The organism is Pseudomonas sp. AC193 (assembly GCF_979258075.1).
Map to the genome: position 1 here is coordinate 1630645 of NZ_OZ409832.1, position 16310 is coordinate 1646954.

Annotated in this window: 15 protein-coding genes; 9 read left to right on the plus strand and 6 right to left on the minus strand. The window is 59.7% G+C overall.

Annotated elements, in window-relative coordinates; translation table 11 throughout:
- The first annotated feature begins 38 nt into the window (after positions 1 to 38).
- Positions 39 to 704, plus strand: a complete 666-nt coding sequence (locus ACZZ0D_RS07540) for an HAD family hydrolase (RefSeq protein ID WP_463552810.1) — start codon at positions 39 to 41, stop codon at positions 702 to 704.
- Positions 705 to 815: 111 nt separating this feature from the next.
- On the opposite strand, the gene ACZZ0D_RS07545 is transcribed toward ACZZ0D_RS07540, so the two are convergent.
- Positions 816 to 1475: a methyltransferase family protein gene (locus ACZZ0D_RS07545; protein WP_463552811.1), complete on the minus strand. Its 660-nt coding sequence runs from the start codon at positions 1473 to 1475 to the stop codon at positions 816 to 818.
- A 165-nt stretch (positions 1476 to 1640) separates the two neighbouring features.
- The gene (locus ACZZ0D_RS07550; protein ID WP_463552812.1) at positions 1641 to 2627 is read right to left on the minus strand and encodes a LysR substrate-binding domain-containing protein; all 987 of its coding nucleotides are present in this window, start codon (positions 2625 to 2627) and stop codon (positions 1641 to 1643) included.
- A 112-nt stretch (positions 2628 to 2739) separates the two neighbouring features.
- Between ACZZ0D_RS07550 and ACZZ0D_RS07555 the strand changes: the two genes are divergently transcribed.
- From ACZZ0D_RS07555 to ACZZ0D_RS07565, 3 genes are read left to right on the plus strand one after another with little or no spacing between them, the layout of a single operon-like run.
- Complete coding sequence (locus ACZZ0D_RS07555; protein ID WP_159814705.1) at positions 2740 to 3762, plus strand: aldo/keto reductase; 1023 nt, start codon at positions 2740 to 2742, stop codon at positions 3760 to 3762.
- Positions 3759 to 4556 carry an SDR family NAD(P)-dependent oxidoreductase gene (locus ACZZ0D_RS07560; RefSeq protein WP_463552813.1) on the plus strand — a complete coding sequence of 266 codons (798 nt, stop codon included), beginning with the start codon at positions 3759 to 3761 and terminating at the stop codon, positions 4554 to 4556. Before ACZZ0D_RS07555 ends, ACZZ0D_RS07560 begins: the two co-directional genes overlap by 4 nt.
- Positions 4557 to 4579: 23 nt before the next feature.
- Complete coding sequence (locus ACZZ0D_RS07565; protein ID WP_400752325.1) at positions 4580 to 4990, plus strand: SRPBCC family protein; 411 nt, start codon at positions 4580 to 4582, stop codon at positions 4988 to 4990.
- 801 nt (positions 4991 to 5791) lie between these two features.
- On the opposite strand, the gene ACZZ0D_RS07570 is transcribed toward ACZZ0D_RS07565, so the two are convergent.
- On the minus strand, positions 5792 to 7186 hold the full coding sequence (locus tag ACZZ0D_RS07570; protein ID WP_463552814.1) for a sensor histidine kinase: 1395 nt from the start codon (positions 7184 to 7186) through the stop codon (positions 5792 to 5794).
- The gene (locus ACZZ0D_RS07575) at positions 7164 to 7847 is read right to left on the minus strand and encodes a response regulator transcription factor (protein ID WP_212544654.1); all 684 of its coding nucleotides are present in this window, start codon (positions 7845 to 7847) and stop codon (positions 7164 to 7166) included. Before ACZZ0D_RS07575 ends, ACZZ0D_RS07570 begins: the two co-directional genes overlap by 23 nt.
- Positions 7848 to 8156: 309 nt before the next feature.
- Between ACZZ0D_RS07575 and ACZZ0D_RS07580 the strand changes: the two genes are divergently transcribed.
- The 4 genes from ACZZ0D_RS07580 (at position 8157) to hcnC (ending at position 12443) form a co-directional block, all read left to right on the plus strand.
- Positions 8157 to 9089, plus strand: a complete 933-nt coding sequence (locus ACZZ0D_RS07580) for a hypothetical protein (RefSeq protein WP_053121485.1) — start codon at positions 8157 to 8159, stop codon at positions 9087 to 9089.
- 381 nt (positions 9090 to 9470) lie between these two features.
- Positions 9471 to 9785, plus strand: a complete 315-nt coding sequence (locus ACZZ0D_RS07585; protein WP_463552815.1) for a (2Fe-2S)-binding protein — start codon at positions 9471 to 9473, stop codon at positions 9783 to 9785.
- Positions 9782 to 11191, plus strand: a complete 1410-nt coding sequence (gene hcnB, locus ACZZ0D_RS07590) for a cyanide-forming glycine dehydrogenase subunit HcnB (protein ID WP_463552816.1) — start codon at positions 9782 to 9784, stop codon at positions 11189 to 11191. The genes ACZZ0D_RS07585 and hcnB overlap by 4 nt, the downstream gene beginning before the upstream one ends.
- On the plus strand, positions 11184 to 12443 hold the full coding sequence (gene hcnC, locus ACZZ0D_RS07595) for a cyanide-forming glycine dehydrogenase subunit HcnC (RefSeq protein ID WP_463552817.1): 1260 nt from the start codon (positions 11184 to 11186) through the stop codon (positions 12441 to 12443). The genes hcnB and hcnC overlap by 8 nt, the downstream gene beginning before the upstream one ends.
- 136 nt (positions 12444 to 12579) lie before the next feature.
- Here hcnC and ACZZ0D_RS07600 read toward each other — a convergent pair whose 3' ends face one another.
- The gene (locus tag ACZZ0D_RS07600) at positions 12580 to 14388 is read right to left on the minus strand and encodes a monovalent cation:proton antiporter-2 (CPA2) family protein (RefSeq protein ID WP_463552818.1); all 1809 of its coding nucleotides are present in this window, start codon (positions 14386 to 14388) and stop codon (positions 12580 to 12582) included.
- Between the two features lie 249 nt (positions 14389 to 14637).
- On the opposite strand from ACZZ0D_RS07600, the gene ACZZ0D_RS07605 reads away from it, so the two are divergent.
- Positions 14638 to 15552 carry a LysR family transcriptional regulator gene (locus tag ACZZ0D_RS07605; protein WP_212544650.1) on the plus strand — a complete coding sequence of 305 codons (915 nt, stop codon included), beginning with the start codon at positions 14638 to 14640 and terminating at the stop codon, positions 15550 to 15552.
- On the opposite strand, the gene ACZZ0D_RS07610 is transcribed toward ACZZ0D_RS07605, so the two are convergent.
- Complete coding sequence (locus ACZZ0D_RS07610) at positions 15542 to 16309, minus strand: substrate-binding domain-containing protein (RefSeq protein ID WP_463552819.1); 768 nt, start codon at positions 16307 to 16309, stop codon at positions 15542 to 15544. The genes ACZZ0D_RS07605 and ACZZ0D_RS07610 overlap by 11 nt on opposite strands.
- Position 16310 lies beyond the last annotated feature (1 nt).

The window sequence follows — 16310 nt, forward strand, 5'->3', positions numbered from 1 at the left end:
GCAAATTTGCCCGGCCCCTTGCCAGAGGATGCGACCCTTTGTCTGCTCACAATGATCTTTTCGACCGCGCGTTCGGCGCGTTCCTGTTCGACATGGACGGCACCGTCCTCAACTCCATCGCCGCCGCCGAGCGGATCTGGTCAGCTTGGGCCGTGCGCCATGGCGTCGATGTCGAGACGTTTCTGCCGACCATTCATGGCGCACGGGCGATCGACACGATCAATCGGCTGAACCTGCCGGGCGTGGACGCGGAGGCACAAGCGGCGTTTATTACCGCGGCGGAGATCGAGGATGTTGAAGGCATTGTCGAGATTCCGGGGGCGGCGGCGTTTCTCAATCAATTGCCAAAGGATCGTTGGGCCATGGTGACGTCGGCTCCGCGCGATCTGGCATTGCGGCGGATGGCGGCGGCGGGGATTCCCGAGCCGGCGGTGATGATTACGGCTGAGGATGTGAAGGCGGGGAAGCCGGATCCGGCGGGTTATCTGCTGGCGGCTAAACGTTTGGGGCTGGAACCGGCGGAGTGTCTGATTTTTGAGGATGCAACCGTTGGGATTCAAGCCGCTGAAGCGGCGGGCGCGTCGTTGATGATCATCACCACGACGCATCAGCATCCGCTTGAAACCGAGCACTCGACGCTGGCCAGTTACGATGCGATCCGCGTCCAAATCGACAACGACGGCCTGCACCTACAGCCTGCCTGAAGCTGTCCCCCTGTAGGAGCTGCCGAAGGCTGCGATCTTTTGATCTTGTTTTTTTAAAAGACCAAGATCAAAAGATCGCAGCCTTCGGCAGCTCCTACAGGGGGTGCGGCGTTAGTAGACACCCGGTAACAAGCGCCAGCTCCGGGCGCAGTAGGCATCGTACTCGGCGCCAAACTGACCGCGCAGCAGCGCCTCTTCAGAATGGATACGCGCGATCAACGGGATCAACGTCAGCGCCGCCAGCAGCAACCCGACAGTTGAACGAAACGCCAACGCCCATCCCAGCGCATTCACCACCAACCCCAGATAACTCGGGTTGCGCAGGTGCTGATAAATCCCATCGGTCACCAACCGATGCCCCGGCTGAATCGCCACCAACCCGCTGAATCGGTGGCCCAAGACAAACACCGGCCACAAGCGCAGCGCCCCGCCAATGATGAACAACAATGCGCCAAGCCAGCGCACACCTTCGCCGCCAAACGTCCAGAAATTCAGCCGATCGCAGTACGCGGGTAGAAAACCGCTGAGCAAACCAATCAAGGCAAACGCCGGAAGCACCCAGCGATTGGCGCGATCCTCGCGTTCGCCGGAGCTCAGGTTGACCTCGGTAAACAACGACGCGATCACCATCGCCACGGTGGCCAGCGCGACCACCACCAGCGAGCCGTGGGAAAAGAACATCCCCACGCCACCAATGCCCCACACCGCCAGGCCCAGATAGGCGAGGGTAGCGAGCACGGCGACCACGGTCATTTGCGCTGACATTCTCATGGCGTTCTCACGGCGGCATACACACTCTTGCAGTGTAGATCCCCGTAGGAGCTGCCGAAGGCTGCGATCTTTTGATCCTGTTCTTTTAAAAACAAGATCAAAAGATCGCAGCCTTCGGCAGCTCCTACAGTAATTGGCGGTGCACACAGAATTTGCGTACGCCACCTACCCCTGTGGGAGCGGGCTTGCTCGCGAATGCGGTGGCTCAGTCAATATGCCGGTAACTGGCAGACCGCTTTCGCGAGCAGGCTCGCTCCCACAAGGGACAGGTTGTGCGGCGGTGAGGACTTTGCGGAAGGTTTCCACCAACGGCCGCAAATTGATCCGGTGCCACGCCGCCCACAACGGCGTAGTAAACGCCAGCCACGGCACCTCGCGCAGCACCACTCCCGGCGGCGCGTTATGGCTCAGGCCTTTCTGAATCATCGCAATCCCCAGCCCCGACGCCACCAGCCCCAGCGCGGTAAACGGCTCAGTCGCCTGCATGCGCACATCCGGCGTGAAACCCGCTCTGATGCACGCGCTGACAAACTCATCACTCGCGTCCTGCCGTGGCTGCACGCCGATCCATTCCTGATCCGCGAGATCCTGCGGGCTCAACACCGCCTGCTGCGCCAGCGGATGCTGTTCCGGCAGCGCCAGCAGCATCGGATCATCCAGCACCTGAAAGCCCAGCAGATCCGGGTCGTCATCGGTCGGCGGCTCACTCACCAATGCGATATCGAGACTACGCTGACGCAGGCCTTCGAGTTGCTCGGCGGAACTCAGGTTGTACAGCGCGACGTGGACATTCGGCCGATCGACCCGCAACACACGCAGGGCATTGGGCAAAACCCCGGCGTGCATGGCGTTCTCGATATAGCCGATGCACAAACCGCCTTCTTCGCCACGACCCAAGCGTTTACCGAGGGATTCGAGGCGATTGGCGTGCGTGAGCAGTGCGCGGGTTTCAGCAAGAAAGGTCTGGCCATCGCGGGTCAGGCGAATGCGCTGCTGGCTGCGTTCGAACAGCGTCAGGCCGAGGCGCTCTTCAAGCTGAGCGATCTGCCGGCTCAGCGGCGACTGGGAAATATGCAGTCGTTCGGCGGCGCGGCCGACGTGTTCTTCCTCGGCGACGGCGACGAAGTAGCGCAATTGGCGGATGTCGATCATGTCAGACCTATAGGGACTCAAGTGCTGCGCATTATGTCTTGGACGGTCTCGGTGTCGCAATCTAGGATCTGCTCAACGGTCACGCAGACCACCAACGAATGAGGACAATCCGATGAGTTTGAAAGACAAACTGCCCGGCCAACTGGGCTTCGGCACCGCACCACTGGGCAACATGTTCCGCGCCATTCCCGAAGCAGAAGCGCAGGCCACTGTGCATGCTGCGTGGGATGCCGGCGTGCGTTACTTCGACACCGCACCGTTTTACGGCTCGGGCCTGTCGGAAATTCGCCTCGGCGAAGCCTTGAAGCAATACAAGCGCGACGACTATGTGCTGAGCAGCAAGGTTGGCCGGGTGATTCTTGATGAAGTCGAAGACGCTGCAGCCCGCGATCTCGGCGAGAAGAGCGGCGTGTTCGAACACGGTCGCCCGAACAAAATCGTCAACGACTACAGCGCCGACGCGACCCTGCGCTCGATCGAAGACAGCCTCAAACGCCTGCAAACCGATCGCCTCGACATCGTCTGGGTACACGACATCGCTCAGGACTTTTACGGCGATCAATGGCTGGAATACTTCAATCAGGCCCGTACTGGCGCGTTCAAAGTACTGACCCGTTTGCGCGAAGAAGGCGTGATCAAGGGCTGGGGTCTGGGCGTGAACAAAGTCGAACCGTGCGAATTGACCCTCGATCTGACCGAAGCGCAACCGGATGGCTTCCTGTTGGCCGGGCGCTACACGCTGCTCGATCACGAACGTCCGTTGCAACGTTTGATGGACTCGGCGCTGGCGCAGAATGTCGAAATCGTCGTCGGCGGCCCTTACAGCTCGGGCATTCTGGCCGGTGGTTCGCACTTCGAATACCAGAAGGCCAGCCCGGAAGTGATCGCTAAAGTTGAACAGATCAAACGCATCGCCGCCGCTTACAACGTTGATGTAAAAGCTGCCGCGCTGCAATTTTCGTTGGCCAATCCTGCCGTTGCTGCGGTGATTCCCGGCGCGAGCAAACCGGGCCGCATCGCTGAAGATGTCGCGGCGTTGTCGGCGGTGATTCCTGCCGGTTTCTGGCAGGCCATGCGTGAGGCAAAACTGGTTTCTGAACGCGCACCATTACCCATCGATGAGGTGAAAGCATGAAGATTGATCTGAGTGGAAAACTGGCCATCGTCAGCGGCAGCACCGCTGGGATCGGTCTGGGCATCAGCCAGTCGCTGGCCGAAGCCGGCGCCACCGTGGTGGTGATCGGCCGCGACAGCGGCAAGGTCGAGCAGGCGTTGGCGAGCATTCGCGAAAAAGTGCCGGGCGCGCAATTGCGCGGTCTGGCGGCCGACCTCGGCACGGCGGAGGGCGCGCAGACACTGTTCGCCGCCGAACTGCGCGCAGACATTCTGGTGAATAATCTTGGCATCTTCGACGCCGTCGATTTCTTCGAAGCGCCGGACAGCGAGTGGACGCGGTTCTATGAGGTCAACGTGATTTCCGGCGTACGCCTGGCGCGGCATTACGTGCCAGCGATGGTCGAGCAGGGCTGGGGACGGGTGATCTTTCTGTCCTCGGAATCCGGGGTGGCGACGCCGGCCGACATGATCAATTACGGCGTGACGAAAAGCGCCAATCTCGCGGTGTCCCACGGTTTGGCCAAGCGCTTGGCGGGCACTGGTGTGACGGTGAACGCGATTTTGCCGGGGCCGACGTTCACCGATGGCCTGCAAGACATGCTCAAGGATGCCGCCGCCGAGTCTGGCCGCAACTTGCGCGATGAGGCCGACGCCTTTGTGCTCAAGGCCCGCCCGACCTCGATCATCCAGCGTGTTGCGGATGTTGAAGAAGTCGCGCACCTGGTGACTTACATTGCTTCGCCGCTGTCCTCGGCTACCACGGGCGCTGCGTTGCGCGTCGATGGCGGCGTGGTCGACAGCCTGACTATTTGAATTCTTGAGAGAGACGTTTATCCATGGCATCTGCATCTGCACATATCGACATCCCGGCCTCGGCCGATCAGGTCTGGCAATTGATCGGCGGCTTCAACACGCTACCGGACTGGCTGCCGTTCATTCCCAAAAGTGAACTGAGCGACGGCGGCCGTGTTCGCACCTTGCAAACCGCTGACGGCGCCGTGGTGATCGAACGCCTGCAAGCGTTCGATAACGCCGCCAAGACCTACAGCTACTCGATCGAACAGGCACCGTTTCCGGCAACGGATTATCTGGCGACGATCAAGGTTGAAGCCCAAGGGCAGGGCGCACGGGTGACGTGGTCAGGGCGCTTCACCGCCAAAGGCGTGAGCGATGATGAAGTGGTGGCGCTGTTCACCGGCATCTACCAGGGCGGCCTAGAAGCCCTGCGGGCCAACTACCCAACCTAAGCCACCGCAAAATCCTTTGTAGGAGCCGGGCTTGCTCGCGAAAGCGGTGGATCAGACGATACATTTATTGCCTGACCTACCGCCTTCGCGAGCAAGCCCGCTCCCACATGGATCGCAGGTGTGCCCGGGATATGTGTACAGCCGAGATCCCTGTAGGAGTGAGCCTGCTCGCGAAGGCGGAGGGTCAGACGATACATTTGTTGCCTGACACACCGCTTTCGCGAGCAAGCCCGCTCCCACATTGATCGTAGGTGCGCCCCGGATTATGTGTACAGCCGAGATCCCTGTAGGAGTGAGCCTGCTCGCGAATGCGGTGGGTCAGACGATACATTTGTTGCCTGACACACCGCCTTCGCGAGCAAGCCCGCTCCCACATTGATCGTAGGTGCGCCCCGGATTATGTGTACAGCCGAGATCCCTGTAGGAGTGAGCCTGCTCGCGAATGCGGAAGGTCAGACGATACATTTGTTGCCTGACACACCGCCTTCGCGAGCAGGCTCACTCCTACATTAATTTGTGGTGCGCCCGGGATTATGTGTACAGCCGAGAGCCCTGTGGGAGTCGAGCTTGCTCGCGAATGCGTTGGGTCAGTCGATACATTTGTTGCCTGACACACTGCCTTCGCGAGCAGGCTCACTCCTACATTAATTTGTGGTGTGCCCGGGATTATGTGTACAGCCGAGAGCCCTGTGGGAGTCGAGCTTGCTCGCGATAGCGGTGGGTCAGTCGATACATTTGTTGCCTGACACACTGCCTTCGCGAGCAAGCCCGCGCCCACATTGATCGCATTCCAAATGAACTTCAGGAATGGGTGATCAGGCTCTGCCGGCAGTCGAGCACCAGTTTCGCGCCGCCGAGGTCGCTGGTGCCGACTTCAAGGCTGAAACCATGCAAGCTGACAATCGCCGCAACGATCGAAAGCCCCAATCCGAACCCGCTCTGCGGCTGTCCACCCTCGGTACGATAGAAACGTTGAAACACCGCCTCACGCTCTGACTCGGCAATCCCCGGCCCCGAATCGTGCACTTCGATGCGCGTATGCCCTGCGTCATTCACACCGCGCAAAATCACCGTGCCACCCGCCGGCGTGAATTTGATCGAGTTGCTCAACAGGTTCGCCAGCGCCTCAAACAACAACGCCCGATCGCCATTTAGCGCCGGCAATGTTTCCGGCATGTTCAGTTCGAAATGCAGCTCATCTTCTTCAGCCAGCGGCAGATAAAACTCATGCAGTTCCTGCAGCAATTGCACCGGATCCAGCTCGACAAAACCGGAGCGGCGCTGGCGATCTTCCAGTTCGGAAATCCGCAACAAACCACGAAACCGCGCCATCAGCGTGTCCGCCTCAGCCAGCACCAGATCCAGTTGCGCCGCTTCTTGCGAACCTTCGCCGGCCTGTTGCTGCATGCGATACAACTGCGCGCGCAAGCGGGTCAACGGTGTGCGCAAGTCATGGGCGATGTTGTCGCAAACCCCCTTGACCTCGTTCATCAAACGTTCGATGCGTTCAAGCATGGCGTTGACGATGGCAGCGAGCATGTCCAGTTCATCGCGGCGATTGGACAGTGGCAGGCGATGGGTCAAGTCGCCCGCGACGATCGCCTGAGCGCTGTCCTGTATCGCTCTGATCCGTCGCAAAGGTCGGCGTCGCAGCAAGTGCCAACCGGCGATCCCCGGCAGAATCGTTAACGAAACACCCCAGAACAACGCATGCAAGATGATCCGTGTCACCGCGAACAACGAGCCGTTGTCACGCAGCAGTACCAGCCAGCGGCCGTCACGGGTTTGCGTGGCGACGGCGTCGCAACTGTCATTGGGCAAGGTCGGATCATCGGAGCCCGCGCAGTCGGCGAGCATGTGAATCTTGCCGTCCAGCGGCAGACCTTCGGGGATTTGTTGCAGGGCGCCGCCAAGGTAGCGGCCTTCGACGTCGAACAGGCCATAAGCGTCGATGCCACGAATGTCGAAAGTCATGCTCGCGGCGAGGGCGTCTTCCAATTGTTCACCGCGAAAGTGCGAAAACAGATGCTGACGTTGCATCAGCGAATGCTTGGCGAGGTTATCGAGGTAGCTGGACACCTCGAAGTACATGACCCCCATGAGGATCGCGCTCCAGGCCACGAACAACGAACTGTACAGCGCCAGCAAGCGGCTGCTGGAAGAGCGCCAACCGTCAGACGGGTTCGGCAATGACATAACCGGAGCCCCGTACCGTGCGGATCAGTGGAACATTGCCCACCGCGTCGATTTTCTTGCGCAAGCGGCCGATGTGCACGTCGATCAGGTTGGTGCCCGGGTCGAAGTGATAACCCCAGACCTCTTCGAAAATCATCATCCGCGACAGAATCTGGCCGCTGTTGCGCATCAGAAATTCGAGCAATTTATATTCGGTCGGCAGCAGCGTCAGCACTTGCTCGGCGCGGCGTGCTTCGTGGCTGATCAAATCCAGCTCAAGGTCGGCGACTTGCAACGTGGTCGGTGGCGTATCGGCGCTGCTTTGGCGGCGCAACAGCACTTCAACCCGCGCGGCCATCTCATCGGTGGCGAACGGTTTGGTCAGGTAGTCATCACCACCGGCGCGCAAACCGCGCACGCGTTCATCAACATCGGAGAGGGCGCTGATCATCAGAATCGGTGTCGACACGCCCATGGTGCGCAGCGTTGTGACGATGGCCAGACCATCCAGTTCGGGCAGCATGCGATCGAGGGTTATCAGGTCGTAGTTGCCGCTGACGGCACGGTCGAGGCCTTCTCGGCCATTGTCGACCCAATCCACGTCCAGGCCATGGCTGCTCAGTTCGGCAACGATTTCCCGGGCGGTCACGGCGTCGTCTTCGATGGTCAAAATGCGAGTCATGGGCAGGCCTGCTGATCGGTTGAAACGGAATGGCAGCATTTTGCCAAGATTTTTGCCTGACGCTTTAAATTAACTTTCATGTAGGGGCTGTCAGAAACGCAGATTCGCTTGCTGCGGATCAATGCAGACTAATGCATAAAACCCGCTGTAATTCACAGCTTGTTGCAATTTGCATGGTCTTAGGAAGTTCATTCTTTGTAACTAAATGAAAATAAAGGATTTATTTAATATCTGTATCTGGCACGGTCGCTGCAATTCCTCTCTCGAACGAGTTGTAACACCATTTTTCATGCCTGGAGCAGAACAACAATGAATAGATCCTCTGATGGGTTTTATCCTGCCTTTGAAGGAGATTCGAGCAACGTCTCAGGGGTGTCCTGGGGCGCGATCTTCGCTGGCGCGGCGGCGGCTGCGGCATTGTCGTTGATCCTTGTACTGCTCGGTTTCGGTCTGGGTTTCTCCGCTGTTTCACCGTGGGCCGGGGAGGGCGTGAGTGCCAAGGGCCTCGGTATTTCAACAATCGTGTGGCTGGCGGCGACGCAGATTATCGCTTCCGGCATGGGCGGTTATGTGGCCGGGCGTCTGCGCGTCAAATGGGCGAACATGCACGGTGACGAGGTGTACTTCCGCGACACCGCGCACGGTTTCCTCGCCTGGTGTGTGGCAACGTTGGTCACCGCAACATTGGTGGTCGGCTCGGTCAGCAGCATTGTCAGCGGCGGTGTGCAGGCCGGTGCCAGCGTGGCGGGCGGTGCAGCCAGTGCCATGACCCAGGCGGCCGGTACCGCTGCGGCGAACACCGACAGCAACCAGTACGGTTACTTCATCGACAGCCTGTTCCGTGATGATCGCCCGGCTTCGGTCAGCGATGACGCTGCCCACGGCGCCGTGGCCCGCATCTTTGCGCAAAGCCTGGCCAACGGTCAGCTGAGTGCCGAGGATCGTACCTACCTCGCGCAACTGGTCGCTCAACGTACTAACTTGTCGCAGGCTGATGCCGAGCGCCGTGTAGACGAAGTCTACGCCCGCACTCAGAAAGCCATCGCCGACGCCAAAGTCAAAGCTCAACAAGCGGCTGACACCGCTGCGAAAGTCGCTGCCTGGACTTCGCTGTGGATGTTTATCGCGCTGCTGGCCGGTGCGTTCTTTGCCAGCCTCGCGGCCACCTTCGGCGGTCGTCGTCGCGATGCAGTCGAGTACGTTGAAGTCGACACCTACACCACGACCACTCCAGTCCGTTAAACAAGGAGCATCACCATGCGCTCACTTCTACTGTTTTTTCTCGGCGTACCGATCCCGATCATCATCCTGATTGCGCTGTTCGTACACTGATCTAATGGGGCTTATGCCTCGGCCGCTTGCACCTTCGGGTGCAAGCGGCTTTTTCGTTTTTGCCTGGATGATCAGTTACCGATCTGGATCAATATTTCCGTCTGGAATATTCACTAACGTATTTGATCCAGACCCTGGCTGGGCGTGAGCTACAGTGAATCAGGCGCAAATACTGCGCTGACGTAGTAGCCGAAACGACGCACGAATCAGATGAAGTACACACGTCGACACGCTGTAGTGCAGCAAGGAGCTGACGCACAACTCCCCTGAAATTTTCACGGATGAATTGCAATGCACTGCCTAGAAAGAACCTTCGATATCCAGCCCTTGGCGCGGGCGGATATGACTGTCCATATCAACGGCCAGTCGGTCGACGCCGCCATTGGCGAAACCGTTCTCAGCGTCATTCAATCCCTCGGCATGCGTCAGATCGCACGCAACGACCATGAGCAGATCAGCGGTGCCTACTGCGGCATGGGCGTGTGCCAGTGCTGTCTGGTGAAAATCGATGGCCGGCACAAGCGCCGCGCCTGCCAGACGGTGGTGCGTGACGGTATGCAAATTGAAACTAAAGTCAACCGCATCACTGCGCAGGAGGTCGTATGAACCTGCATCCGGTGATTGTTGGCGGTGGGCCGGCGGGCATGGCCGCGGCCATTGAACTGGCTCGCCACGGCGTGCGTTGCACGGTGCTGGAGGAGGCTTCGCGTCTGGGTGGCGTGGTGTATCGCGGGCCGTTGCGGGACGGCGTGCAACTGGATTATCTGGGGCCGCGTTATTCGGAGGCGTTGGGCAAACTGCACGGTGAGTTCCAGAAGCATGCCGAACTGATTGACGTCCGGCTCAACCATCGTGTGGTCGGTGCCGAAGGTACTCGCGCACTGGTGATGCTTGATGGTGATGAACAACTCCACGAAATCGAATACCCGCAGTTATTGCTCGCGGCCGGTTGCCACGAACGCAGCGTGCCGTTTCCTGGCTGGACGCTACCGGGGGTGATCATGCTCGGTGGCCTGCAATTGCAGATCAAAAGTGGCGTGGTTAAACCGCTAGGCCCCGTGATCATTGCCGGCACCGGGCCCCTGCTGCCGTTGGTGGCGACGCAACTGCATGCGTCCGGCGTCAAGGTGTCTGGCGTTTATGAGGCCTGCGCGTTCGGCAAGATCGCACGGGAGAGTCTGGCGCTGCTGAACAAACCGCAGCTCTTCCTCGACGGGTTGAGCATGCTGGCCTATCTGAAACTGCACGGCATTGCGATGCACTACGGCTGGGGCGTGGTCGAAGCCCATGGCGAGGGCGAACTGAAAAGCGTCAGCGTCGCACCTTACTCGGCCACGTGGGCGCCGGACATGGCCCGCGTCGAGCGTTTCGAAGCGCAGACCTTGGCCGTCGGTTACGGCTTTATCCCGCGTACGCAGCTCAGTCAGCAAATGGGCCTGGATCACGGTTTCAGTGACGACGGTTATCTGCGTGCCCATTCGAATATCTGGCAGCAAAGCAATCAGCCCCACGTGCATCTGGCCGGTGACATGGGCGGGATTCGCGGCGGTGAAGCGGCGATGCTCGCCGGCAAAATTGCCGCCACGTCGATCCTCCTGCAACGCGGCGTCTTCGAAGAGGAGCTGGCGCAGATTCGACGCGACCGCTTTCTGGCCAAACTCAAAGCCATTGTGCGATTCCGTGCGGCGGTCGATCGCTACACCGAACGCGGGGTTGGCCAAACGGCATTGCCCGCGGCCGACACGGTGATCTGCCGCTGCGAACACGCCACCCGTGCCGACATCGATCTGGCGCTGGAGCAAGGCGTGCAAGACATCGCCAGTCTGAAAATGCGCACCCGCGTGAGCATGGGCGATTGTCAGGGGCGCATGTGCGTCGGCTATTGCAGCGACCGTTTGCGCCAGGCCACCGGACGTAAGGATGTCGGCTGGCTGCGCCCGCGTTTCCCGATTGATCCGATTCCCTTTTCCGCGTTTCAGTCCGTCGGCACGGAGGCCGCTTCCCATGAGTAAGTTCTACGACGTGATCATCGCCGGTGGCGGCGTGATCGGCGCGTCCTGCGCCTATCAATTGTCCAAGCGCAAAAATCTTAAAGTCGCCCTGATCGATGCCAAGCGCCCGGGCAACGCCACCCGTGCTTCCGCCGGTGGTTTGTGGGCGATTGGCGAGTCGGTTGGCCTCGGTTGCGGGGTGATCTTTTTTCGCATGATGTCGGCCAACCGCAAGCGCGAAACCCAAGGCGCCGCTGTTGCAGTCGACTCGAGCACGCCGCACATTCTGCCGCCGTCGTTCTTCGACTTCGCCCTGCAATCCAACGCGCTGTACCCGGCGCTGCACCGTGAGTTGAAGGACAACCACGGAATGGATTTCAAGTTCGAAAAAACCGGGCTGAAATTCGTTATCTATGACGATGAGGATCGGTTGTACGCCGAGCATATCGTTGGATGCATTCCGCATCTGGCCGATCAAGTGCGCTGGCTGGATCGGGCCGAGTTGCGCGCAGCTGAACCGAGCGTCAGTCACGAAGCACGCGGGGCGCTGGAATTCCTTTGCGACCATCAGGTCAGCCCGTTCCGTCTCGCCGATGCCTACACCGAAGGTGCGCGGCAGAACGGCGTCGATATCTACGTCAACACTAACGTGACCGGTGTGCTGCATCACGGTTCGCGGGTGACCGGTGTGCAAGCGGCGGAAGAAGGCGTGTTCCACTGCAAAACCCTGATCAACGCGGGCGGTGCCTGGGCGGCAGATTTGAGCGAGTGGGCGACCGGCATCCGTATTCCGGTGAAACCGGTGAAGGGCCAGATTCTGCTGACCGAACGCATGCCGAAAATCCTCAACGGCTGCCTGACCACCAGTGATTGCTACGTGGCGCAAAAGGACAACGGTGAAATCCTGATTGGCAGCACCACCGAAGACAAAGGCTTCGACGTCACCACCACCTATCCGGAAATTGCCGGGCTGGTGCAGGGCGCGGTGCGCTGTTTGCCAGAGCTCAAGGATGTGAACCTGAAACGCACATGGGCGGGATTGCGCCCGGGTTCGCCGGATGAGTTGCCAATTCTAGGGCCGATGCGCGGCGTGGAAGGGTATTTGAATGCCTGCGGACACTTCCGCACCGGGATTCTGACCTCGGCGATTACCGGCGTGTTGCTGGACAAACTGGTCAACGATGAACCGCTGCCACTGGACATCACGCCGTTTCTGGCCGATCGCTTTGAAGCTGTGCCGGTCAAGCAAGCCCTGGAACTTGACCTGGCCTGACACAATCCCCTGTAGGAGCTGCCGAAGGCTGCGATCTTTTGATCCTGATCCTATAAAAAACAACATCAAAAGATCGCAGCCTTCGGCAGCTCCTACAGGGTTGGGTTACCACATCATTTCGGTATTGAACACGGGCTCAGGTTTTGCGCGATTCCTCTTCCAGCTGATCCGACTCAAACAGCCGCGCCAGCTCCGCTCTGGCTTCCTGGGCTGTTTGCAGGACTTTGGCCATGTCGTCGTAAACCGCATGTTGCGCTTCCAGTACCTGTTCGTCGTGATGCTTGAAGCGTTTGATCCGCGCATCGGCCTGCGCTTGCGTCAACCCAAGCCCCACCAACGTGCGCCGGCTCATTTCCAGACTTGAGTAGTACGTTTCACGAATCGCCTCAGCCCCGACGTCCACCAAACGGTGAACGTGCTGACGGTTACGCGCCCGGGCGATGATTTTCATGTGCGGATACAGCTTGCGCACCACTTCGGCGGTCTTGATGTTGGTCTCCGGATCGTCCGTGGCAATCACGAAATATTCCGCCTCGCCAACCTTCGCCGCGTTGAGAATTTCCGGGCGCATCGGGTCGCCGTAGAACACCGGCACACCGCCGAAGCTGCGCGACAGTTCGATGGTTTCCACCGACGTGTCGAGGGCGACAAACTTGATGTTCTGCGCACGCAAAATCCGCGCGACGATCTGACCCATCCGTCCCATGCCAGCGATCACCACGCGCGGGCTGTCGGTATCGATTTCGCGAAATTTCTCCGGGACTTCCACCGGCTGCACTTTCGGGCTGACCATTTTGGCGCAGATCAACAACAGCAGCGGCGTCACCGCCATCGACAGGGTGATGGTCAGTACCAGCAAATCATACAGGCGCGGATCGAACAGGTTCTGATCGCGTCCGATCTTGAACACCACAAAGGCAAACTCACCGCCAGCCGCCAACACGATACCGAGACGAATCGCACTGACCTTGTTCAGTCCGCCGGCCAAGCGTCCCACGATAAACAACAGTGGCAGTTTCAGACCAATCAACAGCAGCGTCAGCCCCAGTACAGTAATTGGCGCACTGAGCAGCAAACTGAGGTTGGCGCCCATGCCGACGCTGATGAAAAACAGGCCGAGCAGCAAGCCTTTGAACGGTTCGATCTGCGCTTCCAGCTCATGGCGATATTCCGAATCCGCCAACAGCAGGCCGGCGAGAAACGCGCCCAGTGCCATCGACACGCCGACCAGATCCATCAGCCACGCCGTGCCGATCACCACCAGCAGTGCGGTGGCGGTCGAGACTTCCGGCAGGCCGGTTTTCGCGACAATACGAAACACCGGGCGCAACAGATAACGGCCGCCGACCACGACCACGGCGATACTGCCCAGCACCTGTAAACCGTGGTTCAAGTCTTGAGCGGCGCTGGTGGTGTGATCGCCGCCGGCCAGCATTGGCACCAGCGCAATCAACGGGATCGCCGCAATGTCCTGAAACAGCAAAATCGCAAACGCCAGCCGACCGTGAGGACTGGTCAGCTCTTTGCGCTCGGCCAGGCTTTGCAGGCCGAACGCCGTTGACGACAAGGCCAGACCGAGGCCGAGCACAATCGCGCTGTTGAGCGGTTGGCCGAAGGCGAACAACGCCAACACACCGATCACCGACGCCGTCAGCAGCACCTGCGCCAGGCCAACGCCGAACACCGATTTACGCATCACCCACAACCGTCGCGGCGACAGCTCAAGGCCGATGATGAACAGCAACAACACCACGCCCAATTCGGAAATATGGCTGACGCTTTGCGGGTTACCGATCAGCCCCAGCACGGATGGGCCGATGATCACCCCGGCAAACAGATAACCGAGCACAGCGCCCAATTGCAGACGTTTGGCCAAAGGCACAATAAGCACCGCCGCCAATAGAAAGACGACGATGGCTTGTAACAAATTGCCTTCATGGGGCATGGGTTTACTCCTGACAACGGTACGGCGAATGCGGCAAGGATAAGGGCTGAAACGATTGCATATCCACCACAGATCCAATGTGGGAGCGGGCTTGCTCGCGAAAGCGGTGTGTCAGTTGATGGATATTTTTCTGCTGCAACCGCATTCGCGAGCAAGCCCGCTCCCACAGGGTTATGCGGTGAGTCTGTAATAATTTGCATCAATTGGTTACATTCATAACCCCTGCGTATCAATCCCTGCGAGTCCGCCATGGCCATCAACTTCGACCTCAACGACCTGCAAGCCTTTCGCGCGGTGGTCGAGCAGGGCAGTTTCCGCAAGGCCGCCGACACCGTGCGTCTGTCGCAACCAGCCCTGAGCCGGCGCATCGAGAAGCTCGAAGACGCGCTCGGGGTAAAGCTGTTCGAGCGCACCACGCGCAAAGTCAGCCTGACTCAGGCCGGACGCGGGTTTCTGCCCAGCGTCGAGCGTTTGCTGGATGATCTGGATGTCGCGCTGCTCGGCATCAGCGAAGTCGCCTCGACCCGATTGGGCCACGTCACCGTCGCCTGCGTGCCGTCTGCCGCGTACTTCTTCATGCCGCGCGTGGTCGCCCGCTATCACCAGCAATTTCCGCGGATCAAGGTCAAAGTCCTCGACTCCAGCGCCCACGATGTCCTTACCGCCGTGGTCAACGGCGAGGCGGATTTCGGATTGAGTTTTATGGGCACGCAGGATGCCAAAGTTGATTTTGAACCGCTTGTGCAGGAGTGCTACGTGGTCGCTTGTCGCCGCGATCACCCGCTGGCCGGGCGCAGCAGCGTGACGTGGGACGAGTTTTATCAGCAGGATTACATCTCGCTGGACAAAACCTCGGGCAATCGCTTTTTGCTCGATCAGGCCTTGAGCCGTGTGGTGCCGCAGCGTCAAAGCATCTGCGAGACCCTGCATGTGACGACGATGATCGGTTTGGTGGAGGCCGGGTTGGGCGTGGCGGCGGTGCCGTTGATGGCGATGCCGGGGCCGGATCATCCGATTCTGACGCGGGTGCCGCTGACCGATCCGCAGGTGATGCGCAGCGTCGGCATCATCAAGCGCCGGGATCGTACGTTGACCCCGGCAGCATTGGAACTGGAGCGGCTGGTGGTGGAAATGAAAGTCGTGTCGCCGACCGTCAGCGCTTGACCGAATCCAGCCCGGTCGCTTGCACGTCAGCCTGGGCGGCGGGCGCGGCGAGATAAGCGAGCAAGGCTTTCGCTTCGGCTGGATGCTCAGCGTTCACCGGAATCCCGGCAGCAAAACGCGTCACCGACTGCACCGATTCCGGAATCTTCGCGACAAAACTCACCCCCGGCACTGGCAGCAATTCGCTGACTTGCTGGAAGCCCAGTTGATAGTCGCCAGTGGCAACCACCGAGCCCACCGGGACTTTCGGGATCATCTTCGCTTTCGCTTTCAGTTGATCCTCGATGCCGAGTTTCTTGAACAACTGCTGCTCGATGTACACGCCGCTGGCGCTGTCGGAGTAAGCCACCGACTGTGCGTCGAGCAGGGTTTTCTTCAGGTTGTCGACGTTGCTGATGTCCGGTTTCGCCGCGCCTTCGCGCACCACCAGGCCGATCCGCGAATCCGCCAGTTCAACGCGGGAAGCCGGGTCGACCTTGCCTTGTTTGATCAAGTCATCGAGGGCATAGCCGACCATGATCACCACGTCGGCGTGTTCACCGCGCGCGAGGCGATTGGGGATTGCTTCTGGCGCCTTGCCCATCGACGGGCCGAGTTGGGTGTCGAGGGTGTTACCGGTGGCAGCAGCGAATTTCGGGCCGAGGATTTTGTAAGCGGCGGTGAAGCCTCCCGACGTCATCACGTTCAGTTGTTCGGCATGTGCCAGAGCGCTGAACGCGAAGAGGGCGAGGGCGGTGAGGTTGAAGAGTTTTTTCATG

Coding starts and splice junctions, on each gene's coding strand:
- ACZZ0D_RS07545 (WP_463552811.1), bottom strand. CDS start 1,475: ATGAGAATGTCAGCGCAAATGACCGTGGTCGCCGTGCTCGCTACCCTC.
- ACZZ0D_RS07550 (WP_463552812.1), bottom strand. CDS start 2,627: ATGATCGACATCCGCCAATTGCGCTACTTCGTCGCCGTCGCCGAGGAA.
- ACZZ0D_RS07555 (WP_159814705.1), top strand. CDS start 2,740: ATGAGTTTGAAAGACAAACTGCCCGGCCAACTGGGCTTCGGCACCGCA.
- ACZZ0D_RS07560 (WP_463552813.1), top strand. CDS start 3,759: ATGAAGATTGATCTGAGTGGAAAACTGGCCATCGTCAGCGGCAGCACC.
- ACZZ0D_RS07565 (WP_400752325.1), top strand. CDS start 4,580: ATGGCATCTGCATCTGCACATATCGACATCCCGGCCTCGGCCGATCAG.
- ACZZ0D_RS07570 (WP_463552814.1), bottom strand. CDS start 7,186: ATGTCATTGCCGAACCCGTCTGACGGTTGGCGCTCTTCCAGCAGCCGC.
- ACZZ0D_RS07575 (WP_212544654.1), bottom strand. CDS start 7,847: ATGACTCGCATTTTGACCATCGAAGACGACGCCGTGACCGCCCGGGAA.
- ACZZ0D_RS07580 (WP_053121485.1), top strand. CDS start 8,157: ATGAATAGATCCTCTGATGGGTTTTATCCTGCCTTTGAAGGAGATTCG.
- ACZZ0D_RS07585 (WP_463552815.1), top strand. CDS start 9,471: ATGCACTGCCTAGAAAGAACCTTCGATATCCAGCCCTTGGCGCGGGCG.
- hcnB (WP_463552816.1), top strand. CDS start 9,782: ATGAACCTGCATCCGGTGATTGTTGGCGGTGGGCCGGCGGGCATGGCC.
- hcnC (WP_463552817.1), top strand. CDS start 11,184: ATGAGTAAGTTCTACGACGTGATCATCGCCGGTGGCGGCGTGATCGGC.
- ACZZ0D_RS07600 (WP_463552818.1), bottom strand. CDS start 14,388: ATGCCCCATGAAGGCAATTTGTTACAAGCCATCGTCGTCTTTCTATTG.
- ACZZ0D_RS07605 (WP_212544650.1), top strand. CDS start 14,638: ATGGCCATCAACTTCGACCTCAACGACCTGCAAGCCTTTCGCGCGGTG.
- ACZZ0D_RS07610 (WP_463552819.1), bottom strand. CDS start 16,309: ATGAAAAAACTCTTCAACCTCACCGCCCTCGCCCTCTTCGCGTTCAGC.